This window comes from Flavobacterium sp., from assembly GCF_017744675.1.
GTDB lineage: Bacteria > Bacteroidota > Bacteroidia > Flavobacteriales > Flavobacteriaceae > Flavobacterium.
On sequence record NZ_JAGIAV010000001.1, the window covers coordinates 233,866 to 258,059 of the forward strand.

At 34.1% G+C, this 24,194-nt stretch carries 27 protein-coding genes; 12 read left to right on the plus strand and 15 right to left on the minus strand.

Features of this window, described 5'->3' with window-relative positions; all coding sequences use genetic code 11:
* The first annotated feature begins 109 nt into the window (after window positions 1–109).
* From pgi to J7574_RS01090, 4 genes are all read left to right on the plus strand, one after another.
* Window positions 110–1,753, plus strand: a complete 1,644-nt coding sequence (gene pgi, locus J7574_RS01075; RefSeq protein WP_290963053.1) for a glucose-6-phosphate isomerase — start codon at window positions 110–112, stop codon at window positions 1,751–1,753.
* A gap of 330 nt (window positions 1,754–2,083) precedes the next feature.
* Window positions 2,084–4,846, plus strand: coding sequence for a TonB-dependent receptor (locus J7574_RS01080; protein WP_367272526.1), 2,763 nt, complete (start codon window positions 2,084–2,086; stop codon window positions 4,844–4,846).
* A 106-nt stretch (window positions 4,847–4,952) separates the two neighbouring features.
* On the plus strand, window positions 4,953–5,375 hold the full coding sequence (locus tag J7574_RS01085; RefSeq protein WP_290963057.1) for a hypothetical protein: 423 nt from the start codon (window positions 4,953–4,955) through the stop codon (window positions 5,373–5,375).
* Between the two features lie 91 nt (window positions 5,376–5,466).
* A complete protein-coding gene (locus tag J7574_RS01090) occupies window positions 5,467–5,955 on the plus strand; it encodes a septal ring lytic transglycosylase RlpA family protein (protein WP_290963059.1) in 489 nt (162 codons plus the stop codon).
* 28 nt (window positions 5,956–5,983) lie between these two features.
* Here the strand turns inward: J7574_RS01090 and J7574_RS01095 are convergent, their stop codons facing one another.
* Complete coding sequence (locus J7574_RS01095; protein WP_290963061.1) at window positions 5,984–6,439, minus strand: DinB family protein; 456 nt, start codon at window positions 6,437–6,439, stop codon at window positions 5,984–5,986.
* Window positions 6,440–6,518: 79 nt separating this feature from the next.
* Between J7574_RS01095 and J7574_RS01100 the strand changes: the two genes are divergently transcribed.
* The 5 genes from J7574_RS01100 (at window position 6,519) to nadD (ending at window position 9,705) form a co-directional block, all read left to right on the plus strand.
* Window positions 6,519–6,866 carry an arsenate reductase family protein gene (locus J7574_RS01100; RefSeq protein ID WP_290963063.1) on the plus strand — a complete coding sequence of 116 codons (348 nt, stop codon included), beginning with the start codon at window positions 6,519–6,521 and terminating at the stop codon, window positions 6,864–6,866.
* 95 nt (window positions 6,867–6,961) lie between these two features.
* Window positions 6,962–7,822, plus strand: a complete 861-nt coding sequence (locus tag J7574_RS01105; protein WP_290963065.1) for a YicC/YloC family endoribonuclease — start codon at window positions 6,962–6,964, stop codon at window positions 7,820–7,822.
* A 2-nt stretch (window positions 7,823–7,824) separates the two neighbouring features.
* The gene (locus tag J7574_RS01110) at window positions 7,825–8,418 is read left to right on the plus strand and encodes a hypothetical protein (protein ID WP_290963067.1); all 594 of its coding nucleotides are present in this window, start codon (window positions 7,825–7,827) and stop codon (window positions 8,416–8,418) included.
* A 24-nt stretch (window positions 8,419–8,442) separates the two neighbouring features.
* Window positions 8,443–9,015, plus strand: a complete 573-nt coding sequence (gene gmk / locus J7574_RS01115) for a guanylate kinase (RefSeq protein WP_248728599.1) — start codon at window positions 8,443–8,445, stop codon at window positions 9,013–9,015.
* 108 nt (window positions 9,016–9,123) lie between these two features.
* A complete protein-coding gene (gene nadD / locus J7574_RS01120; RefSeq protein WP_290963071.1) occupies window positions 9,124–9,705 on the plus strand; it encodes a nicotinate (nicotinamide) nucleotide adenylyltransferase in 582 nt (193 codons plus the stop codon).
* A gap of 186 nt (window positions 9,706–9,891) precedes the next feature.
* On the opposite strand, the gene J7574_RS01125 is transcribed toward nadD, so the two are convergent.
* The 14 genes from J7574_RS01125 to J7574_RS01190 all read right to left on the minus strand — a co-directional run bounded on the left by J7574_RS01125 (window position 9,892) and on the right by J7574_RS01190 (window position 20,619).
* Window positions 9,892–11,361 carry a nicotinate phosphoribosyltransferase gene (locus tag J7574_RS01125; protein ID WP_290963073.1) on the minus strand — a complete coding sequence of 490 codons (1,470 nt, stop codon included), beginning with the start codon at window positions 11,359–11,361 and terminating at the stop codon, window positions 9,892–9,894.
* A gap of 39 nt (window positions 11,362–11,400) precedes the next feature.
* Window positions 11,401–12,132, minus strand: coding sequence for a metallophosphoesterase family protein (locus J7574_RS01130; RefSeq protein WP_290963075.1), 732 nt, complete (start codon window positions 12,130–12,132; stop codon window positions 11,401–11,403).
* A 2-nt stretch (window positions 12,133–12,134) separates the two neighbouring features.
* On the minus strand, window positions 12,135–12,677 hold the full coding sequence (locus J7574_RS01135; protein ID WP_290963077.1) for an RNA 2'-phosphotransferase: 543 nt from the start codon (window positions 12,675–12,677) through the stop codon (window positions 12,135–12,137).
* 5 nt (window positions 12,678–12,682) lie between these two features.
* Window positions 12,683–13,318 (minus strand): DUF4291 domain-containing protein, encoded by a 636-nt coding sequence (locus J7574_RS01140; protein ID WP_290963079.1) that lies wholly within the window; start codon window positions 13,316–13,318, stop codon window positions 12,683–12,685.
* Between the two features lie 128 nt (window positions 13,319–13,446).
* Entirely contained in the window at window positions 13,447–13,953 is a 507-nt protein-coding gene (locus tag J7574_RS01145) for an O-acetyl-ADP-ribose deacetylase (RefSeq protein ID WP_290963081.1), read from the minus strand.
* Window positions 13,950–14,363: an ADP-ribosylation/crystallin J1 gene (locus J7574_RS01150; protein WP_290963083.1), complete on the minus strand. Its 414-nt coding sequence runs from the start codon at window positions 14,361–14,363 to the stop codon at window positions 13,950–13,952. The genes J7574_RS01145 and J7574_RS01150 overlap by 4 nt, the downstream gene beginning before the upstream one ends.
* Window positions 14,364–14,370: 7 nt before the next feature.
* A complete protein-coding gene (locus J7574_RS01155) occupies window positions 14,371–14,898 on the minus strand; it encodes an NADAR family protein (RefSeq protein ID WP_290963085.1) in 528 nt (175 codons plus the stop codon).
* A 9-nt stretch (window positions 14,899–14,907) separates the two neighbouring features.
* Window positions 14,908–15,990, minus strand: coding sequence for an adenylosuccinate synthetase (locus J7574_RS01160; RefSeq protein WP_290963086.1), 1,083 nt, complete (start codon window positions 15,988–15,990; stop codon window positions 14,908–14,910).
* Between the two features lie 167 nt (window positions 15,991–16,157).
* Window positions 16,158–17,027, minus strand: a complete 870-nt coding sequence (locus tag J7574_RS01165) for a hypothetical protein (protein ID WP_290963088.1) — start codon at window positions 17,025–17,027, stop codon at window positions 16,158–16,160.
* A 2-nt stretch (window positions 17,028–17,029) separates the two neighbouring features.
* Entirely contained in the window at window positions 17,030–17,365 is a 336-nt protein-coding gene (locus J7574_RS01170) for a hypothetical protein (protein WP_091494899.1), read from the minus strand.
* A 161-nt stretch (window positions 17,366–17,526) separates the two neighbouring features.
* The gene (gene prs / locus J7574_RS01175) at window positions 17,527–18,360 is read right to left on the minus strand and encodes a ribose-phosphate diphosphokinase (protein ID WP_290963091.1); all 834 of its coding nucleotides are present in this window, start codon (window positions 18,358–18,360) and stop codon (window positions 17,527–17,529) included.
* 74 nt (window positions 18,361–18,434) lie between these two features.
* Window positions 18,435–19,127, minus strand: a complete 693-nt coding sequence (locus tag J7574_RS01180) for an NUDIX domain-containing protein (protein WP_290963093.1) — start codon at window positions 19,125–19,127, stop codon at window positions 18,435–18,437.
* A gap of 109 nt (window positions 19,128–19,236) precedes the next feature.
* Window positions 19,237–19,599, minus strand: coding sequence for a PKD domain-containing protein (locus J7574_RS01185; protein ID WP_290963096.1), 363 nt, complete (start codon window positions 19,597–19,599; stop codon window positions 19,237–19,239).
* Between the two features lie 114 nt (window positions 19,600–19,713).
* Window positions 19,714–20,619 carry a LysR family transcriptional regulator gene (locus J7574_RS01190; RefSeq protein ID WP_290963098.1) on the minus strand — a complete coding sequence of 302 codons (906 nt, stop codon included), beginning with the start codon at window positions 20,617–20,619 and terminating at the stop codon, window positions 19,714–19,716.
* A gap of 86 nt (window positions 20,620–20,705) precedes the next feature.
* Between J7574_RS01190 and J7574_RS01195 the strand changes: the two genes are divergently transcribed.
* The 3 genes from J7574_RS01195 to J7574_RS01205 all read left to right on the plus strand — a co-directional run bounded on the left by J7574_RS01195 (window position 20,706) and on the right by J7574_RS01205 (window position 24,150).
* The gene (locus tag J7574_RS01195) at window positions 20,706–21,467 is read left to right on the plus strand and encodes a type 1 glutamine amidotransferase domain-containing protein (protein ID WP_290963100.1); all 762 of its coding nucleotides are present in this window, start codon (window positions 20,706–20,708) and stop codon (window positions 21,465–21,467) included.
* A gap of 182 nt (window positions 21,468–21,649) precedes the next feature.
* Window positions 21,650–22,807: an iron-containing alcohol dehydrogenase gene (locus J7574_RS01200; RefSeq protein WP_290963102.1), complete on the plus strand. Its 1,158-nt coding sequence runs from the start codon at window positions 21,650–21,652 to the stop codon at window positions 22,805–22,807.
* A gap of 347 nt (window positions 22,808–23,154) precedes the next feature.
* On the plus strand, window positions 23,155–24,150 hold the full coding sequence (locus J7574_RS01205) for an NAD(P)H-dependent glycerol-3-phosphate dehydrogenase (protein ID WP_290963104.1): 996 nt from the start codon (window positions 23,155–23,157) through the stop codon (window positions 24,148–24,150).
* Window positions 24,151–24,194 lie beyond the last annotated feature (44 nt).

Here is a 24,194-nt window from a genome sequence, read left to right on the forward strand (position 1 = left end):
ACATAAAACGTTTTCGTAACTAATTGTTATATAATCGTGAACCGTTACCCTTTTAAAAGTTATTTCAGTATTTTTGTGTTTCAAAAAACAAACTCAATTATAGATAAAAATGGCTTTAAACACAACAAACCCAACTGGGACTGAAGCGTGGAAAAATCTACAAAACCACTATAACGCAATTCACGAAACCACAATACAAGAATTGTTTCAACAAGATAGTGCTCGTGCTGAAAAATTCAATTTGCAATGGAATGACTTTTTAGTAGATTATTCAAAAAATAATATCAGTCAGGAAACTGTTTCTCTTTTACTAGAATTAGCAAATTCAATCGGACTGAAAGATGCAATTGCACAATATTTTGGAGGAGAATTAATCAATCAGACAGAAAATCGTGCTGTTTTACATACGGCATTGCGCGCTCCAGAATCGGCAGTAATTAAAGTTGACGGAGAAAATGTAATTCCTGAGGTTTACGAAGTAAAAAATAAAATCAAAAACTTTACCCAAGAAGTAATTTCTGGACAGAGAAAAGGATACACTGGAAAAGCTTTTACTGATATCGTAAATATCGGAATTGGCGGTTCTGACCTTGGCCCTGTTATGGCTGTTGAAGCTTTACAGTTTTACAAAAACCATTTAAATACACATTTCGTTTCAAACGTTGACGGTGATCATGTTAATGAAGTTATCAAAAAACTAAATCCTGAAACGACACTTTTTGTAATTGTTTCTAAAACTTTTACTACCCAAGAAACGCTTTCAAATTCAGAAACTATTAAAGAATGGTTTTTAAAATCGGCTTCTCAAGAAGATATTGCAAAGCACTTCGTAGCGGTTTCCACAAACATTCAGAAAGTAACAGAGTTCGGAATTAACCCAAATAACGTTTTCCCTATGTGGGACTGGGTTGGAGGAAGATTTTCTTTATGGAGTGCAGTTGGTTTAAGCATAGCTTTGGCCGTTGGATTTGATAATTATAATGATTTATTAAATGGCGCATATGAAATGGATGAGCATTTCAAATCGGCAGAATTTGATCAAAACATCCCAGTTATTTTAGCTTTATTAAGCGTTTGGTACAATAATTTTTATGGTGCCGAAAGTGAAGCTCTAATTCCGTACACCCAATATTTACACAAGCTTGCTCCTTATTTGCAACAAGCTTTTATGGAAAGTAATGGAAAAAGCGTTGGTCGCGACGGAAAACCAGTTAACTATCAAACGGGAACAATTATTTGGGGAGAGCCTGGAACAAACTCTCAACACGCTTTCTTCCAATTGATTCACCAAGGAACAAAAAGAATCCCAACAGATTTTATCGGATTTGTAAAACCACTTTATGGCAACGAAGATCATCACGATAAATTAATGTCAAACTTTTTCGCTCAAACAGAGGCTTTACTGAATGGTAAAACAGAAGCACAAGTACAAGCAGAATTTGACAAACAAGGACTTTCAGCTGAAAAAGCTTCTTATTTAAGACCTTTCAAAGTTTTCACAGGAAACAAACCGACTAATACTATCTTGATTCAAAAACTTACTCCGAAAAGTTTAGGATCTTTAATCGCGTTATACGAACATAAGATCTTTGTTCAAGGTGTTATCTGGAACATTTTCAGCTTTGACCAATGGGGAGTTGAATTGGGTAAACAATTGGCAAATTCTATCTTAGATGAAATCAACTCTAAGACTGTTAAAAGTCATGATAGTTCAACTTCATTTTTGTTAAATCATTTTCTAAAGAATAAATAAAAACATTTATTTAAATATTCTATAACTTTTGAAACGTCCTAATTACGAGTAAAATTAGGACGTTTTTTACATTTAAAACCGACCAAAAGCAGAAATAAACGGCAAGTTGCAAAAGCCAACTTACAACCTTAACAGAATAATTACATTTTTAACAAAAAACCATTGTTTAAATTCAATAAAACAATATTTTAAGTAAAGAAAAGCTAAAAATTCATTTTAATGCGCAGCACAAAAAACAAAACTTACTTTTCTTAACATTTCGATAACATTATCTGAGTTATTTGTTATAATTTTGCCAAAAACAATAAACTCAATAACAAAATGAAGAAAATGAAAAATTGGTTACTGACCGGACTATTTTTTATGATAGTTTCAACCGTATTTTCTCAAGGAAAAGTTACTGGTAAAATTACCGACGGAACAGGTGGGTTACCAGGAGCAAATGTGGTGATCAAAGGATCTACTACAGCAACTTCAACAGATTTTGATGGTAAATTCACCCTTACTTCACCATCAAGCACAGGTGAGATTGTTATCTCTTTTTTAGGTTATGACAACCAAACTGTGAAATTTAATGTGTCTAACGGCGCAACTACAAACGTAGGAACTATTACTTTGGTAGCTTCTAATTCTAACGAATTAAGCGAAGTTGTAGTAAAAAGTAGCGTTATTGACGTTGCTAAAGACAGAAAAACTCCGGTTGCTGTTTCAACAATTAAAGCTGCTGAAATTCAATCAAAATTAGGTTCACAAGAGTTTCCTGAAATCTTAAAAAGCACTCCATCTGTATATGCTTCAAAAGCAGGAGGTGGATATGGGGATTCAAGAATTGCGATTCGTGGATTTGACCAAAAAAATATTGCTGTTATGGTTAACGGAGTTCCAATCAACGATATGGAAAACAGTGCTGTATTCTGGAGCAACTGGGCAGGTATCTCTGACGTAACTTCTGCAATGCAAGTTCAAAGAGGTCTTGGAGCTTCTAAATTGGCGATTTCTTCTGTAGGAGGAACAATCAATATCATTACAAAAACATCTGACATGAAAGAAGGCGGATCTGTATCTTCTTCTTTTGGTAACAACAATTACATAAAAGCACAAGCTTCTTACAACACAGGAGTTATGAAAAACGGCCTTTCGGCTTCTGTTTTATTTAGTAGAACAGCTGGAGACGGATACGTTAACGGTACTGAATTTGAAGGATACAATTATTTCATCGCTTTAGGTTACAAAGCTAGCGATAAACATAACTTCCAATTTACATTTACAGGAGCACCTCAATGGCACGACCAAAGAACTCAATCTCCTCTATTAAGTGATTACATAAAATATGGTAATGGCACTGACCCTAACATCAAATACAACGCTGATTGGGGAATGAGAAATGGTGAGGAATATAATTTTAAAACAAATTATTACCACAAACCTGTAATGTCTCTTAACTGGGATTACGATATCAACGAAACTACAAAATTATCTACAGTAGGTTATGCTTCATGGGGACGTGGAGGAGGTACTAATTCAACCGGTGGTATTAAAGGTAGCACACCATACAATGGCAACACTTTAAGAAATGCTGACGGAACAATCAATTTTGACTTAATTGAGAATTGGAACTCTGGAAAACCAACAACATTAGGAACAAGAACTCCTGTTAATGGTAAATATGAGAACGTTTCATCAACTGGTAATGCAACAAACTTAACTAATGGTTTGTCTCAAATTGCTTCTGTAAACTCACACAACTGGTATGGTGCAGTAATCAATTTAGATAAAAAATTCTCTGAAAATCTTACATTCGATTTTGGAGTTGAAGGAAGAATGTATCAAGGTATTCACTTCCAAAACCTAATTGATTTGCTTGGAGCTGATGTTTACAAAAACGTTGCTGACGTAAATAACAATCCTGGCTATTTTAACACTACTTATGCTCCAAGACCAAATGGAAATCCATTTGTTAGCACAGACTACCAACAAAGAATAAACTACTGGAACGACAGTAAAGTTAATTACTACGGAGCTTTTACTCAATTGGAATATACTACTGGTAACTTAACAGCTTTCCTTCAAGGAGCTATATCTCAACAGGCTTACCAAAGACTTGACCATTTCAAGTATGCTTATGATAGCCCACTTGCTAAAACAGGTTTCAAAACTATTACAGGTGGAGATGTTAAAGCTGGAGCCAACTACAACATTAACGAACACCACAATGTATTTGTAAATGGAGGAATATACTCAAAACAACCGTTTTTCAACGCAGTATACCCTAACAATGCTTCAATTGTTAATCCTAACCTTACAAACGAAAAAATCAAAGCAATCGAACTTGGTTACGGTTTCCGTTCTGCAATCTTTAATGCAAACTTAAATGCTTATTACACTACTTGGGATGACAGATTTACAACTGCAACAGACCAAGCGCCAACTAACCCAAGCGGATACTATACTTTCCAAGGTGTTAATGAAATACATAAGGGAATAGAATTAGATGTTAATGCTAAGTTAATTGACAAATTAAAACTAAACGGAATGATCTCTGTAGGTGACTGGAAATATAGCGGAAATGCTACTAGCAGTCGTTTTGATGTTGCAAATAATCCAATTAGTGGAGATCAACCTTTATATCTTGATGGCGTAAAAGTTGGAAACAACGCTCAAACAACAATGGCAATTGGTGCGGCTTACGAAATCTTAGATGGTCTTAATGTTGACGCTAACCTTAACTACTCAGAAAAATTATACGGAAATATCGATGTATCTAAATTTTCTGTTGCAAATAACAAAGGCGCAATGGAATTACCAGGTTTCGCAACTACAGATGCTGGTATCTCTTACAAATGGAACATCGCTCCTAAAATTGGGGCATTAAATTTCAGATTAAATGTAAACAACGTGTTTGATAAAGTATTCATCAACGAATCATTTACTAACATCTTTACAAGTGATTACAAAACAGCTCCTTCTACAGCAAACCCTGCTGGTGTAACTTATGCACAGGCTGGGGAAGTTTACAATGGAGTTGCTACAGCAAACAGAGTTTACTTTGGTTACGGAAGAACTTGGAACTTTAGTTTACGTTACGATTTCTAAAATTTAGAATCTAAATAAATAATAAAAACGGCATTGACTTTTAAGTTTAATGCCGTTTTTTTATAGCCTTTTTTGTTATATTTGTTTTGAACAAAAAACACAGTTTATGTATAATTTTCTACAAAAATTTCACTCCGGCTGGGCGTACTTAGCTATACTGCTTTTAGTGGTTGCAGTTGTTAACGCTATCATCGGAGTAACTTCAAAAAAAGAATTTACTGGTAAAGATCGTAAAATCGCTTTATTTGCTTTAATTGGCACACACACTCAATTATTAATTGGCTTAATCTTATATTTTGTTTCTCCGCTTGGAAAAGCAGCATTTGGACAAATGTCTAATGCCGAATTAAGATTAACATCATTAGAGCACCCTCTAATTAACATTATTGCTATCATCCTAATTACTATCGGATGGTCTAAACATAAAAAATTAATCAATAGCGAAGCTAAATTTAAAACCTTTGCTATTTTTTACGGATTAGGATTATTGCTTATTTTAAGTAGAATTCCTTGGAACCTTTGGTTCTAGAAAATACCAATTAAAGCCCTTTCTACAGGGCTTTTTTTATCTCGGCATATTATTTGTACAAACTCCCCCCAAGTCTGAAAAGAAATAACCCATGAGAAATAAAAAAAACATTTTATTCGCCACAATTGCTTTAACCTTAATTAGCGGCTTTACGTATGTTATAAGCCAAACCAAACCTACAACAGAACCTAAAATCATTCAAGATACTGTTAAAAATATAAAACCAGTCCTTGTTCCACTACCCGATTCTGTTTTTACTGACAAAGGTTTAAAACTTAGACCATACAAGAAAAACGCTCATGCCTCCTACTATGCAGATCGTTTTAATGGAAAAAGAACCGCTAATGGAAGCAGATTTAACAACAATAACTATACTGCAGCCCATAAGAAACTACCTTTTGGAACTAGAGTGAAAGTAACTAATGAAGCCAATGGCAAATTTGTTATCGTAAAAATCACCGATCGTGGTCCATTTGTAAAAACCCGCGAAATCGATTTGTCTAAAAGAGCTTTTATGGATATCGCTAAAAGCAAAGGTGCCGGAGCAATGAAGGTTACCATTGAAACCATAATAGAATAAAAAAATCCCGCTTGATGCGGGATTTTTTTTAAACCAATTTTCTCAATGCCATTATAATTCCTGTATGAATGCCTTCGTGATAATTATTAAAATCTAAAGCATCTTGAACATTACGGAGCGTGAACCCCATACTTGTAGTATATTCATTATAGCCTACAAAAAGTCCGCTTTCAAAATCATTTTTTGTTTTTTCTAATGTTGAGAAAAGCAATGTTCTAATCTCATCAACTTCTGCTTGAGAAACATCACCTTCTGGTTTGGTTCCTTTTCTGTATTTGTTAATGAAATCTTCTGAAACCATTGTTGGAAGCCCTGACAATTTATAAACCAAAAGCTGTTGCGAAGAAATGCAGTGACCTATATTCCAAATAATATTATTACTAAAACCATCAGGAACTTTATTTAATTGTTCTAACGAATGGTTGTCTAAAAATTTTAAGAGATTTTCTCTAATTATCTTGTGAACATCAAAAACTGAACTCATAATTTATTTTTTTTTCTAAAATTAGTCATTTTTAAGCTTCAAATGGATTTTCTTTGCATTCTAACAAATTCATAAAATTATGAACAAAATATATTACTTAGCTTCTTGCGACACTTGTCGCAAAATCATTAAAAGCCTTCCAGAAAACAATCTTGTTTTTCAAGACATTAAACAAGACCCCATTACAGAAGAACAGCTAGAAGAAATGCACCAACTTTCTGGAAGCTACGAAGCGTTGTTTAGCAAAAAAGCTCAATTATATAAGTCAATGGGGCTGAAAGACAAATCTTTGACAGAAGCCGATTTTAAAAAATATATTTTAGAACATTATACTTTCCTGAGCCGTCCGGTTTTTATTATCGATGGAAAAATCTACATTGGCAACAGCCAGAAAAATGTAGCTGAAGTGATAAATGCATTATCGTAAGAATAACCATAAATTTTGACCTACAAAACTGATTCACAATTTACAACACAAGGCATCAAACTTTTAATTATCTTTGCGCCTTTATACTCAATTATATGATACAATCTATGACAGGGTTTGGCAAAGCTTCTTTGCAATTGCCTACAAAGAAAATTACCGTTGAAGTAAAATCCCTAAACAGTAAAGGTTTAGATTTGAATGTAAGAATGCCATCGCTTTACCGCGAAATGGAACTTGGACTACGAACTCAAATTTCAACAAAACTAGAAAGAGGAAAAGTTGATTTTGCAATATATGTAGAAAGCACTGCAGAACAAACTTCAACTAAAGTAAACGTACCTGTTGTAAGAAGCTACATTGCACAATTGAAAGAGGTTTACGCTGATGCCGATGAAACTGAATTAATGAAAATGGCCGTTCGTATGCCAGATACGTTAAAAACAGAACGCGAAGAAATTGACGAAGATGATTGGGAGCAAATTCAAGTTATTATAGACGAAGCTCTTCAAAATATTTTAAATTTCCGTAAAGACGAAGGCGAGTCTCTTGAAAAAGAATTCAATCTTCGTATTTCAAATATTCGTCAGTACATGAATGATACGCTGGCACTTGATCCAGAGCGTATACAAGCTATAAAAGATCGTTTACAAACTGCTATTTCAGAATTGCAGGTTAATGTAGACGAAAATCGTTTTGAGCAGGAATTAATCTATTATTTAGAGAAATTAGACATCACAGAAGAAAAAGTACGTTTAGGAAATCATTTAGATTACTTTTTAGAGACTTTAAATGGCACTGAAGCCAACGGACGAAAACTTGGCTTTATCACTCAAGAAATGGGACGTGAAATCAATACAATGGGTTCTAAATCGAATCATGCTCAAATGCAGAAATTAGTCGTAATGATGAAAGATGAATTGGAGAAGATTAAGGAGCAAGTATTGAATGTTCTTTAAAGATGAAATATTATTTCGTCTTTTGCTTTTTCGTAATATTGAATTGTTTCAGTCAAGAAGCATCTGAAATAAATAAAATTTTAGAAATACCAAATACTTTAGAGTATAAGCAAGAAATACGCATTTATAAAGATTCTATTGAAAGTAAAACTGTAGTTTTAAGAATATTCAAAAATCAGATAAATGAATGGATTGCTCAGAAATTTTGGTATTCTAAAAACATTAAAAGTGTTACCAAAATTGATGAAATACGTTTTCCTAAAGAAAGTATTGGTAAATTAAAACCAAAAGATCCAGAATTAATTTGGCTTAATTTACTTATTACAAATGTTGAATTCCTTCCAAATATGGAAGCCATAAGATATAAGTTTGGTAAACCAAAAATTGATTCAGATAGAGGAGAACGATTAATCTCTCGAACAAAAAAACATGTCCTAGATGGAGTCGGATACAAAGTATATGTTAGAAATGGAAAGAATACAAATAGCTTTTCTTTCGATAATCCAAAAACATATTTAGGATATTACCCAACAGTCGATGAATTAATTTCATATAATGAATTACTATCTGTCCTAGAAAAAGAATTTAGCTTTTAAAGACAGATCACACATAAACACACAATGAACAAAGGAAAATTAATTGTTTTCTCAGCTCCCTCAGGATCGGGAAAAACAACTATCGTAAAACATTTACTAGGGAAAGAAGATTTAAATCTAGAATTTTCGATCTCGGCTGCTTCACGTGATCCGCGCGGAGAAGAAGAGCATGGAAAAGATTATTATTTTATTTCGCTAGAGCAATTTAAAAAGCATATTAAAGCCGAAGAATTTTTGGAATGGGAAGAAGTTTACCGTGACAATTTCTACGGAACTTTAAAATCGGAAATTGAAAGAATCTGGGCTTTAGGAAAAAATGTAATATTCGATATTGATGTTGCTGGAGGTCTGCGTATTAAACATAAATTTCCAGAAGAAACCTTAGCGGTTTTTGTAAAACCCCCAAGTGTTGACGAATTAAAACGCAGATTAAAACAGCGTTCTACAGAAAGCGACGACAAAATTAATATGCGTATTGCTAAGGCATCGGTTGAATTGGCAACTGCTCCTCAATTTGATACCATTATTAAAAACTACGATTTAGATACTGCTAAAGAAGAAGCATATCAATTAGTGAAAGAATTCGTAAATAAGTAATTTTATTACACAAAGATTCACAAAGACAAACACAGAGATTCGCAAAAGGTTTTTTAAACTTTGCGAATCTTTGTGCTATCTTAGCGACTCTATGTGAAACTCTAGAAAATGAAAATAGGTCTTTATTTCGGAACTTATAATCCAATTCACGTTGGTCATTTAATCATTGCCAATCATATGGCAGAGTATGCTGGTTTAGATCAGATTTGGATGGTGGTTACACCTCATAATCCGTTAAAAAAGAAAGCAACTTTATTAGACGATCAACAGCGCTTACAAATGGTTTTTCTGGCAACAGAAGACTATCCGAAAATAAAACCGTCTGATATCGAGTTTAAATTACCCCAGCCGAGTTATACGGTTATTACACTCGCTCATTTACAGGAGAAATACCCAAATCATGAATTTTCATTAATTATGGGCGAAGACAATCTGAAAACGCTTCATAAATGGAAGAACTATGAAGTAATTCTAGAAAATCATGATATTTATGTGTATCCAAGAATTTCTGATGAACCTGAAAATATGGAATTAAAATCGCATCCAAAAATTCATGTGATTGATGCACCGATCGTAGAGATTTCTTCAACTTTTATTCGAAATAATATTAAAGAAGGGAAAAATATTCAGCCTTTACTTCCGCCAAAGGTTTGGGAATATATTGATCATAATAACTTTTATAAGAAGTAATTTTCTGTACAGTTTACAGAATCTTGTCATTTCGACGAAGGAGAAATCTTCGCGAGTAGCTCCACAAAGCATGTCAATCTTTGTCGATTTAGCAACGAAGATTCCTCGTTCCTCGGAATGACAAACAGAATGTAAAAACAAATCATAAAAAAAGCCTGAATTTAAAATTCAGGCTTTTTGCTATAATTAAGCTTCGATGCTTACATCACTTTTTACTCTAGTTCTGATTTCACTTAGCGATTGATCAACCAAAAGTTTTCCATCTCTAAAAACTTCCTTCAATTCTCCTTGTTTTTCTTCTTCCCAAGAAACATTATCAGTTAAGTGATACTTACCATCTATTAAATCGATTTTCATCAATCCTTTAGCCGATTTTTTAGTTCCGTCGTCTGTAATTGGATCTTTAAAGATTGCTCTTCCTTCTCCGTTTACTTCTCCGTAAGTGGCTTTCATCGCAAAACCAAAAGTATCTCTTGTATTGTACTGATAAGTGAAAGATCCGATTCCTAAAACAACGTTTGTAGAAGCAAATCCTTTTTCTTTTAATCTTTCGCAGATTTGAGTTGCTCTTGCTACTGTAATACTGTCTCCATAAATCGCTCCAATTTGCGGAACCAATTCTTTGAATCCTTTAGCGTTTGTAGTCCCACCAAAAACATCCCAAAGCAATTCGATAACCCCTTTTTTCTCTTGTTCTGTTTTTCCGTTTGGATTTCCGCAGATAATATCTACCGGATCACCGCTATCAGGACGAATTACTACTTTGCCTTCTCTTGAAACGATTTCTTCTTTTAATCTTGGAAGATAATCGGTTAGAACTTTCCATAAATCCCAAGTATCAGAAACGATAGAAACAATTCCTTTTGGATACACTTCTGTAATTAATCTTTTGAAAGTTTCGTACTCGCCCTCAGTTGTTCCCATACACATAACAGAATGCTCTGTTGCCGCTACTGAACCTGCCACCAATTCCTGATCTGAATTGGCATTGTAATATTCTTCCAAGAAATCAATTGCTGGAATCGTATCAGATCCTGTGAAACTCAATAAATGTCCGGCTGCCGAAGTTAAAGCCGCTTCAATTCCGCCCATTCCTCTCATTGAGAAATCGTGCGCCTGCCAGTCCACAAATTCTGGAGTAGAAGAAGTTTCGGCTGCATATTTGTCTAATACTTTTCGGTATTCTTTTGCAATTGTAGCAGAATTACAAGGCAACCAAACTACCGCAGAAAGTAACGTTTCGAAATAATTCGTCAGCCAGAAAAATTCTGGAATTGTATTGTACATCGTAAACATCGGAACTCTCAACGGAACGCTTGCCCCTTCTGGCAAAGCTTTAAAAACCATCGGAATATATCCTAAATCGTGTAAATCTTCGATATGTTTAGTTCCAACTTGATTTTCGCCCAAATAATTATTGATTCTGCGAGCGTATTTCTTAACTACTTCTTCTTTTGGCTTTTTGAAAAAGTACTCTTCAAAGTCATGAATAATATATTTTTTGATAAAATACTGCAATCCAAAAAAGACTACTTCATCAACGGTTTCAATTCTTGATTTTCTTGGCGTCCAGTTAGAATATACAATTGTAGTTCCGTTTGGGTATTGTCTTCTGTGGTCAACTTTGTAACCGTCAGTTAATAGTAATGGGTTCATATTTCTTTTATTTATAATAATTATCAAATTTACATTTACTTACTTATTTCTTCCTTTTTCGTTGGGATAAAATTTCTGTACAGCATCACTTTGCCAAAATTCTTTCGTTTCAATATCAATACAGGTTAATTTTCCATAAAAACCGGCTCCCGTATCAATATTCCAAACATTGCAGCCTTGCATTGGAATTTCTACATCATAATTTAGCGTTGGTGTATGTCCGATATAAATTTCATTATAAAGCAATAATCTTTTCGGGTATAAAAGCGAATCTTTTTTTATTCGTTTATCCATAGTCAGCGCCATTTCCCACAACGTTCTGTCCCACGAAAAATTGGTTTGATAATGTTCTTTTTCTGGTCCGTGAATAGATGAGAATCCGGCATGAATGAAAAGATTGTGGTTTTCATCTACAAAATAATCCTTCATTTGATTAAAGAATTCCAGATGTTTCTGTCTTTTGGAAAAATCAATATTTTCATAACTTTCTATAGTCGATTTTCCCCCATGCAAAAACCAAATATCATTTACAACATCGTTCATCAACCATTCTTGACACCAAGCATCGTGATTTCCTTTTATAAAAATGCATTCGTGTTTTTGAGATAAATCCATAAGAAATTCAATTACCTTTGCCGATTCGCTCCAACCATCCACATAATCTCCTAAGAAAATCAATCGGTCATTTTCAGATATAACAGCTCGATCCAATAACTGAACCAGAGCTTTTAATCCTCCATGAATATCTCCAAAAACAAGTGTTCTTTTCATTTTTAAAATTCAATATATTTTGCGGGAACCTCATCTGTCAGCCAGACATTATTTTCGGATAAATAAAATGTATATCCATCTCTGTGCATCGCTCCGCTTCTAACGGTTAAAATCTGCGGCACCCCTCTTCTGCTTCCTACTTTTGTCGCCGTTTCTTTGTCTTTGCTTAAATGTACATGCTGACGGCTCATTTTTTTCAAACCTTCTTTACGAATGCTTTCCATAAATTTCCCAACCGTTCCATGGTACAAATATTCCAAAGGTTCTGCTTCTTCCAGATTTAATTCAACTGAAATAGAATGCCCCTGACTTGCTCGGATTTTAGTTTTATCTTCATTAAAAGCAAAACGCTTTTTATCATTATTTTCTACAACATAATCTAAAAGCTCTACATCGAGACGTTCTCCTTTTTTATTACATTTTATAATTAATTCCTCCACATCTGCCCATCCATTTTCGTCTAATTTTAATCCGATCGTTTCAGGCGAATGTCTAAGTACCAGACTCAAAAATTTGCTGACGCTTTTTGCTATTTTTTCATTCATTTTTTTTATGTAAGTCTTAATTTTTTATTCAATTTTTCATCTTCAAAAAGAAAAGGCTTTTCAGCAGGAATCAGCAGATTCTCCAATTCTTTCTTTTGAACAAATTCATATTGATCTTTTACAAAACTCGAAATATCCTCAATTAACAGAACATCTTCTTTGGAATAAGATCTTGTAAATTCATCTCGCAAACCGATCTGAATTGCTCTTCTTTCTAATTTTCCTCCATACGGATCGTGATCAGGATCCCATTGCAATCGTACTGAAGAAGATTTCACTTGTGACTGCCATTCTTCATAATTCACTTCCAATTCTGTTGTATAAGAAGAATAGACTGCATTTTGAAGATATTTTTCGAATGCTTCTCTTTTCAAATGGATTGCTAAAACAACTTCTTGACCTTCTTTTGTTCCCCAGCCGTTTCTATACATCATCCATAGAAAATTGGGTTTAATCCAAGTCATTCGATCAAGGCTGAAAGCGCCCCCAAAAAACTGATTTTTTACAGCAAATTCACCTATTTCTTTTCGGTATGACTGATAAACTATTATTTTTTCATCGTCATACTGAGCCATTATATGATAACCGGATTTCGGCCATTCTTGTAATTGCTCGCTATATTTTTTTAATTCTATTTTCATTTTCTTAGAACACAATAACAATGATTGTGTTTATTTTATTTTTAATTATTGATAATAAAACGTTCCTACGGAACGTAAATTCAATTAATCTATTTTTTTCTACCGACCAGATGTTCCTAGCGGAACAACTAAAGGATGCTTTTATAAATTTGATAATTTTCATCATCAAAACAGACAAATAGTACTTTTTCTATTTCTGAAATTCTATCAAACCCTTTTACTGCTTTTATTGCAATTTCAGCCGCTTTATCTTTCGGGAAATGATAAATTCCTGCACTAATATTTGGAAAAGCAATCGTTTTGATTCTGTTTTCTACAGCAAGATTCAAACTGTTCTTGTAACAATCTGCCAGCAATTTTGATTTTTCTTCTTTGTCACCATTCCAAACTGGCCCAACCGTATGAATAACATATTGAGAAGGAAGATTCCCAGCTGTTGTAATTACAGCTTCGCCTGTTTTACATCCTCCTTGTTTATTTCTAATTTGGACACATTGATCTAAAATTGCTTTACCTCCTTTTCGATGAATCGCTCCATCTACACCACCGCCTCCAAGCAAAGAAGTATTCGCTGCATTTACTATTGCATCAACCTCAACTTCTGTTATATCTGCTTTTAATAATTCTAAAATCATTTTCTAAAACTATCTAATTTGTCATTAAGTTCTTTGTTTTCACTTTTCAAAGAATGGTCTGTAAAATGAACATTTATAACCTGAATTCCGTTGACTATATTAGAATTAAAATCAGACAAATCTTCTGAAGGAATCCAAAGTTCATTATGGTTATTATCGCCAACATTTTGAATTTCGTATTTTTCTAAAAAATCTGTTTTCACTTCAAAAGCAGTTACAATTCCAATAAATCCCGAAAACTCATCAACAGTATTCCATTCAAAAGCAATTTGATCCGCATATTGCTGATTCGTTACTGGATAAAAAATAGGTTGCCATTCTAATCTTGGCGGAAATAATTTATAACCATTATCTGCGATTAGTTCCATTTCTTTTAATCCAACTGGGCGATATAATCTTGTTGTTTTCATATTCATTTTACCTCAATTCATCCCTAACTTCCATCAAAGCAAAACCTAAAAGATTCAATCCTTTCCAGGCTTCTGGTTTTAGAACATCTTTGTGATCTTCTGCCATTCCGATTCCCCAAATAGGATCTAACGGACTTGCTTCGACAATAACTCGTTCTTTAGTGTTTAACAAGAACGTTTTCAAATCGGCATTTTGACTGAATTTGTGGTAGTTTCCTTGTTTAACAATTTCATAGCGGTTTTCTAACCAGATTTTGTCATCGTAATTTTTAACTTCACGGCCTAGTTTTTTGGCTTCTGCAGGAGAATCGGCTTTAAGGATTTTTTCTAAAATTTCCTGATCGTTGAATAATTCAGCTTTTTTGGCCATCATCCAATGTTCTGCGGTTTTGTAGGTTACTTTATCTACTTTAAAAGAACTTAACCACCATTGACTGAAACAGGTTTTAAGAATTTTTCCGTCTTTACTCGGTTGGTGTCCCCAGAAAAATAAAAACTTACTTTCTGGAGCTATAGTATTTATATTATATTTCATTTTTCTATTTTATTGAAACAAAGAAGTAATGTTTTTGAAATCTTTTGAATCGGGTGAAAACGATCCGTAGATTTCATTGAATTCTGTCGTGAGACTTTCAAACTCATAATCCTGCTCCAGCTGATCCATGCAGGTTACAACCAAATTTCGTTTTGCCATTGGACTGTAAGCTGAATCGAGTTTTAGAGCATAATTAAGAAGTTCGTAATTCAAACTTCCAAAACGCAAATGTTTTTGGTATTCGTTAAAAACACAAGTTTCTTCTTCGTTGTTTACTAATTTAATTTCTCCTTCATTAGCCATCCAGCCATGTCCGTGGCGGGTTGAATAACTTCGGGTTACGTAATAAACGGCTACATCTTCAATCTTTAGTTTATTACAAATTTCAATGGCATTTTTTGAGGTGGTATTGGCATACGTTACATTCGGAAAAACGCCGTGATCCATATCAAGCAGAATTCCTTGACTTCCTTCAAAAATCAGATTTTCGTATTTTGAGAGAAACGCATAATCGACAATATTCCATTGTATTTTATCGATTGCTCCTAGATATTGATTGACTTCTTCGTCGATTTCGCTTTCATTTAAAAAACCATAGTAATATGCAATTTGATTTAGTTTTTCTAAAAGCATTTCACGAGGCGCAATCAAATCGATGGCAAACAATTTATACGGACCTTCATTTCTTTTCATGGTTGAACCTATACCCTTTCCGCAGGTTCCATTTTCAATGTTTCGCACATTTCCTCTGTTGTGCCAGACATCAAAAGGAGTGGTAACTTTTGCTAAAGGATGAATGTACAAATCCAGATTAGCTTCTTTTTCTTTTAATTCTTCTCTTTCGTTATACAAAAAAAGCGGATGAATCGTGCAGTGCTCACTGTAATAAGACGGAAGACCACGAAGTGCACCGCTTGCAAAACTCGAATGCACATGTTTTCTGTTGCCGATCATGACGGTATGCGCGGCTTGCTGTCCTCCCGAAAAGCGAATAACTATAGATTCAGGGTTTTGTCTTGCCAGAAAATCTGTTGTTATGCCTTTTCCTTCATCGCCAAATCCTAAACCTATAACTATTTTCGCTGTTTTCATTTTGTTGTTATTTTAATCTCGCAAAGGCGCTAAGTCGCTAAGTTTTTCTTTTAACTTAACTTTCTAACAAGAATCTTTGCGTCTCCGCGACTTTGCGAGCATAATTTCTCATTGCTAAGAAAAAAACTTTACATTTTAATCTCGCAGAGGCGCAGAGTCGCTAAGTTTTAAAGCATCTCGATATTGTCTAAACCTGTGTTTGTTGTATCAGAAACGGGTATTGTTCCTAAACCAGAACTTTTATGTTTATCGCAGATGATCTTTTTAATTACGTTTGGAATTTCTCTGTGATCTTCAATAGATAAACAGTTTTGTCCCAGCAATTGTTTCCATTCTACATCGGCGTCGATGGCTTGTCCTGAATGCAAAACACTAATGTGATATACATCGTATCGCTTTTGCACTTCGGCCAATAATTCAAGATGCGTATAAGTCTGTTGTCCTTGACCCATAATTTCTTTAATTGCCGAAGCTGGAAGCGTTTTCAAACCTGGTTCATCGCCAACTGTAAACAATAATCCTTTCTGTCCTCTTTTTTCGAACGCATCAGTTTTGGTATGAAATGCTGCAAAATACCATGCTAAAAGATAACTTTCGCCAGCGTTTCCTCCACCTCCACCTTCGATATACGTTCTTGTCAACCACATATCCAATTCTTCGTCACCAGATTCAAACTGTCCGACTTGTAACGGATATCGATCGCATTCGTGATCTCCAATTCCTAAGAATAAAAGTGCTGGATCTGGAACGCCACCTTGAATAATTCCTCCCATTAATTTTGGAAGTCCGTCTTTGATCAGTTCGTGCGGAATATGTCCCATACTTCCTGTAACGTCCAATCCTAGAATAATCGGAACCGTGTTTGGATGAACATCTGAATCTCTCGCTTCTCTAAAAATCACTCCATTCGGATTCATAGATTCGTGAGCCTTATGCAATGCATTCTGTGTAAATATCTCGCTAGCTGATTTTTTCCCGTAACCTGCTGCTTCTGCTCTGCTCAAACGAGCGCTTATATCGTATCTTGTACCTCCCATGATTAATATTTTTTACCAAATAAATATTCAAATCTCTTTTTTGTAACCTCAAACTGGATATTTAAATTTCTAATCGTCAACGAAAGTTCCATGTCTTTCTGAACAAAGGCTTCCGGCTGAAAATCGGCAAAAGTCAAACTGTTTTTATCCAGCGGACTAATATCAATTAATCCTTCTTGTTCTCTTTCGAGTCTTTTGATTTTTAATTCAATATCCTCAACTCTTCTTCTGTAAATTAATTCAGAATCTTCACCAATTACTTTGGCTCTGTCTTCTCTTATCTGATCATTGTTTCTTCTTAAAGATTCAATAAATCTTGGTTTTAAATCGTCGCTCATAATTTTTTGGTTTTTATTTTTGTTTCAGGTTTTTCTTTGTTTCACGTTTCAAGTTATTTGCACGAACTTGAAACCTGGAACTTGAAACTTGAAACAGTTAATAGATTTTTTTAAAGGTTTGCAAAAGAAACTTGGAACTTGAAACCTGAAACCTGAAACTTTTAAACTAATTGATCTAGTCCAATTACTTGAACACTTTCACCTTCAAAATCTTTGAAAGAGTTGGTTGTAAAAATACCGTCGAAGCAGTTTAAAACTTCAAAACCTTTATTGAAAATTCCGTGGCTTACTGCTAAGTATAATTTTCCAGCGTTTTTCTTTTTTAGTTCTTCAGCCAATCCTACGAAAGTTCCTCCTCCGTCGCAAATGTCATCTACAATTAAACAATCCATTCCTTGCAAATCATCATTGTAAACCTTGAATCCAGATAATTTTCCTGTTTTCACATCGCGGCTTTTACTGCATTCTACCACCTCTACACCACCTAAAAACTCAGATACTTTGTAGATTTTTTTCAAAGCGCCACCATCTGGAGAAATCAGTTTTACGTTTTCGCCAATTCTATTTAAAACTTCTTTGATGAAAGTATAGTTCGGAATTACCGTACTATTATTCAACAAAGCTGGAGTTACTTCTGAATGCGCATCAAAAACAAAAACTTTGTTCAATTGCAGTGCATTAATAATATCTGCGTATACTTTTACAGATAAAGGTTCACCAGGAATCATAACACGATCTTGTCTTGCAGCCGGAAAATACGGGATAAATAGATCAATGATTTTAACATCCATTCTGCGTAAAGCATCAACTGTAACACACAACAAACCTAAATCGTTGAAAGAATTTAATCGGTGTGTAATGGTAACTTTTCTATTTGGATCAAAACCTGGAGCGATTTTGATGTGTGGTTCTCCTCCAGAGAAAGTAAAACTTTGAAATTTAATTTCTTCCTGATTTTGAAATGGAGCGAATTTTGGGTCGAGATTTAGTATCATAGTCTATTAGTTTGCGTTAATTATACGCAAATGTAGAATTTAATTTTGAATAAACAATTTATTTTGTGTAAAAATTACGCAAACTTTATTTCGAAGTGAAAGCCTTTACTAATTAATTCATTGTATTTCAGCTTATTGAACTTAAATAATTTTGCTGGTCTTCCGCTTCTTATCGGAGAAAAATTATCGGTTTCTTCTAAAATACCGTAACTCAATATTTTTTTTCTGAAGTTTCTACGATCGATTTCTTTTTCTAAAATGGTACAATAAAGGTTTTCGAGGTCTGAGAATAAGAATTCCTCGGGAAGTAAATCAAAGCCGATTGGTTCATAAGTCAATTTGGCTTTTAATCGTTCTATTCCTTTCTTTAAAATCAAATTATGATCGAATGCCAAAGGCGGAATTTCATCTATTTTAAACCATTGCACTTTTTCAGCATCGGTATCGGCTTTAATTTCTAGATTCGAAGCATCTACCAAAGCATAATAGGCAACGGAAATAACACGATTTCTGGAATCTCTATAAATATCGTCTCCAAAAGTATATAACTGCTCCATAAAAGTCAGCTGTACACTGGTTTCTTCGTGCAATTCACGAATCACGGCATCGCTTAAAGATTCATCATTCTGCACTAAACCTCCAGGCAATGCCCAATATTTATCTGCAGAACCAAACTTTTGTTCAATCAATAAAACATATAAACCATTGTTTTTATAACCAAAAACAATCGCATCAACAGCAATTCTAATATTTTGCAATTTTTCCATAATCGTAAATCATATCAAACAAATATAACGAATGAGAGTCAATTTTATAATCTAATGCACAAGCAATAAATTATAAAATTGACTCTCCAAAAATCGATTTTCAGTTTTTCTAGTTCACCGTTATGGTTTTGGTTTTATCGTGTGTGCATTCTGATGAGTTTCCTTTCTTTGTTGTAACTTCAGCCTTAACTGTATAAGAACCTGCTGCACTATAAGTGTGTGATACAGATATACCAGTCGCAGTTTGCCCATCGCCAAAAGTCCATTTTACATTGCTTAATGTTCTATCGCTTCCAAAATATTCAATTGAAAAATCTATCTTTTTTGGATTAGTCTCATCTACAGGATGCTTTAATTCAGTCAGAATAGAATCGCCAAAACAGTCCACTATATTTTCTTCATCACTTTTACTGCATGAAGTAATAATAGAAAATGCTACTGTCAAGATTAAAATCGTGGTAATCTTTTTCATAATTGGAAACTTTAGTGATATATAAACTAAAGATAACTGATTAAAAGGGCAAAGAAAAAAAATACAGCGAATATTCGTATTATTTAACATCCGTTTAATGCAAGCAAATGGTCATTATAATCTATTTCCAAAAAACAGTTTCAATTCTTTAGAAATAGTGTCAAAAAACGAATTGGTATTGTTATTCTTCGCCGTCAATAGATACACAAACTCTTCTGGTACATGAAAACTATTCCACAGCAATTGCAATTTGTCTTCTTTAATGAGATTTCGAGCATTGCAATTCCAAGTTACCGCGACTCCTTCATTTTTAGAAAGCAATCGCAGCATTTCAGATTCTGACGGAATAATATAATTAGGCACCATCGATGGTCTCTTTTTATTAAATGCATGCAGCCAAAATAATTTTATATACGGAATTCTAGCATCGTGACTGTACCATTTCTGTTCATTGAGCCATTGTTCAATTTCCGTATAATTGTCTGCTTTTAACTTCTGACGAAAGTCCGTTACATCCAAACTTGTCGGAGCCACCATGATGAGTTTGATTTTCCCAACAATTTCATATTTGGTGTCAAAGGTTTCATAGCCTTTTGTAACAATGGCAAAATCCAATTTTTTAGAATCTACCAAATCGAAAAGCGTGTCGTTTTCGGCAAAAGTAAAATCGATTAATTCAAACTTCGAGATCAAAAGATTGCCAATACAGCTGAAAAGGTGTTGCGAAACGCCAACCGAAATAAGGCGATCTGCATCTTCGGCTTTTGTTCTAAAGCTAGTTTCCACATTTTCAAGCCTTTCTAATGCATCTATTATCAAATTATTCAGTAACTTAGCGTATTCGGTTGGTTCTACTCCTTTAGATTTCCGATTAAACAATTTATTTCCCACGTGTGCTTCAAGCATTGAAATCTGCTGACTAACCGCAGGCTGACTCATAAATAATTCCTTCGCAGCCACTGAAAAATTACCGTTTTTGTAAACTGCTTTAAAAGTTCTGTACCATTCTAGATTTACCATGATATAAATATATTTATAACAAACATAGTTTATTTTATTTTTACTAATATCACATTAGACGTAAATTTGTTCAAAATTTAATATTTATGAAAAAAATAGCACTATTCGCAATAACTGCATTTACTGCCGTAAGCATTTCTGCTGAGGCTCAAAAATCAAACAAAAAGAATATGAAAAAGGTATTATTTGTTGTAACCAGTAATGACAAACTGGGCAATACAGGAGAAAAAACAGGATTTTGGTCAGAAGAATTTGCTGCGCCTTATTATGAACTATTAGATCAAGGTGTTGAAATCACGATTGCATCTCCGCTTGGAGGTCAGCCGCCAATTGATCCAAAAAGTGCCGATCCATCTTCGGCAACAGAAGACACAAAACGTTTTGACGCAGATAAGGTTTTACAAGAAAAATTAAAAAACACTTTGAAACTTTCTACCGTTAACCAAAAAGATTACGACGCTGTTTTTTATCCAGGAGGTCATGGTCCGCTTTGGGATTTGGTTGAAAACAAAAGCTCAATTGCTTTAATCGAATCTTTTTACACGCACAATAAGCCTGTAGCTTTTGTTTGTCACGCTCCAGCAGTTTTGAAAAACGTAAAAGTAAATGGTGAATATTTAGTAAAAGGCAAAAAAATAACTGGTTTTACAAACGAGGAAGAAGAAGCGGTTGGATTAACAAAAGTAGTTCCGTTTTTATTGGAAGATGCTCTAGCTTCAAACGGAGGAATTTTTTCTAAAGGACCAAATTGGCAACCTTACGCAGTAGCAGACGGACTTTTAATTACAGGTCAAAACCCAGCTTCGTCTAAATTGGTAGCGGGGAAATTGCTACAAGAGTTGAAATAAAAGATACTAAGATTCTAAGACACTGAGATTCTAAGTTTTTTTACTTAGAGAACTTAGTAGCTTATGATCTTAGAAACTCAGCAACTTAAAAAAAATAATAATTGATACTAACTTTATAAGAGAATAAGTTTAAAAGAAACTTAGAATCTTAGAGACTTAGCATCTCAGCAACTTAAAAAAAAATGCTAAACTTTGAATTATACAATCCGACGAACTTAGTTTTCGGAAAAGGACAAATTGATAAACTTTCGACTTTAGTGCCAAAAAATGCAAAAGTGCTTTTGGCTTACGGAGGTGGAAGTATTTTTAAAAACGGAATTTACGATCAAGTAATCAACAATCTTAAAGGTTTTGAAATTGTAGAATTTGGTGGGATCGAGCCAAACCCAAGATTTGAAACTTTGATGAAAGCCGTTGATGTGATCAAAGCAGAAAAAATAGATTTTATTTTGGCTGTTGGCGGCGGATCTGTAATTGATGGCGTGAAATTTATTTCGGCAGCGGTTAATTTTGACGGAAACCCAATTGACATTCTTCAAAAAAGAATCTTGATTAAAGAAAATGCAATGCCGTTCGGAACTGTTTTGACACTTCCTGCAACAGGAAGCGAAATGAATTCTGGATATGTGGTAACGATTGAAGCCACTCAGGAAAAATTATCTTCTGGCGGAAGTGCTTTATTTCCTCAGTTTTCAATCTGTGATCCTACTGTAATTTCATCTTTACCAAAAAGACAAATCGAAAATGGTGTTGTAGATGCTTACACACACGTTATGGAGCAATACTTAACGTATCCAACTGATGCTTTTCTTCAAGATAGAATTGCCGAAGGAATTTTACAGACTTTAATTCAAGTTGGCCCTGGCGTGGTAAAAAATCCAACCGATTATACTTTGGCTTCTAATTTTATGTGGAGCTGTACAATGGCTTTAAACGGACTGATTCAAAAAGGTGTTCCAAGCGATTGGGCGACACACATGATCGGCCACGAATTGACTGCGCTTTACGAAATTGATCATGCTAGAACCTTGGCTATTATTGGTCCAAATTTGTACCATGTGATGTTTGAAACTAAAAAAGAAAAACTGGCTCAATACGGAAGAAGAATCTTCGACTTAATAGGTTCTGACGAAGAGGTTGCAAAAGAAGCAATCAACAAAACCGTAGAATTTTTCCATACAATGGGAATGGACACCAAACTTTCTCAATACACCGGAGATTATTCTAAAACAGCTGATTTTATCGTAAATCGTTTTGAAGAAAGAGGTTGGAAAGGTTTAGGAGAAAAACAACTGATCACTTTAGACAAAGTAAGATCTATTGTTGAGCTTAGTTACTAAAATATAAATTCCAATTTTTTTAAATTCCAAATTCCAAGGTTTTCTAAATTTTGGGATTTAGAAATTGTACTTTAAATAAAAAAGGCGTTCTTAACAAGTTTAGGAACGCCTTTTCAAAATACTAAAACAAAACTAACTAACTCAATTTTATTCAAATTCATTAAAATTCTAATTTATAAATTGTTATAACGCAGTCTAGATCATTTTATTGTTGAACGATTAAAAAAAATTTTTACGCTTAAACTTCTTGAAAGTCATTGCAATTAAAGCGGTTTGCCAAATTTCTTAAAACAGATTTTGCTTTATTAGCACATTATTAAGTACTTTTGTTTCAAATTAATAAAATAATGAGCGAAAAGTTAAAATTTGCAGTAATTGGAGGAGGGAGTTGGGCAACGGCAATTGCTAAAATGTTATGTGTGAATCTTTCAGAAATTGCGTGGTATATGCGTAACGAATCTGCAATTGAACATCTTCAAAAATACAAACACAATCCAAATTATTTAAGTTCTGTTGAATTTGACACCAACAAACTTAAACTGACAAGCAATATAAACGAAGCTATAGAATATGCAGATTATATCATATTTGCAATTCCTTCTGCTTTCTTAGATGCCGAGTTAAAGAACATGACGGTTTCTTTATCAGATAAAATTATTTTTTCTGCTATTAAAGGAATTGTTCCTGAAACGAGTTTAATTGTTGGCGAACATTTCCATATTCAATACGACATTCCTTATTACAATATTGGAGTTATTACAGGTCCGTGTCATGCTGAAGAAGTGGCACTAGAAAGACTTTCTTATCTAACCATTGCGTGCGGCGATCCTGATAAAGCTAAAACGGTAGCTAAAACTCTTTCAGGAAATTATATTAAAGCTAAAATTTCAGACGATATTATCGGAACAGAATATGCGGCAATGCTGAAAAACATTTACTCTATTGCTGCCGGAATTGCTCATGGCTTAGGTTATGGCGACAACTTCCAGTCGGTTTTGATGAGTAACGCTATTCGCGAAATGAAGAAATTCATTAGAAAAGTGCATAAAATGAAACGTAACATTAATGACTCGGCTTATTTGGGCGATTTATTGGTTACAGGATATTCGGTTTTCTCTAGAAACAGAATGTTCGGAAATATGATTGGAAAAGGTTACACGGTAAAAAGTGCGATGATGGAGATGAGCATGGTTGCTGAAGGTTATTATGCCACAAAAAGTGCTTATAAACTAAATCAAGGCTATGGAGCTAAAACGCCAATTATCGATGCTGTTTACGCAGTTTTATATGAAGGAAAAGATGCTAAAACGGTTTTCAAGAAATTGACTGAGTCTTTGGATTAATCTTTTTAGACCAAATAGAAGAAAGACGCAAGAGGAAAGACTCG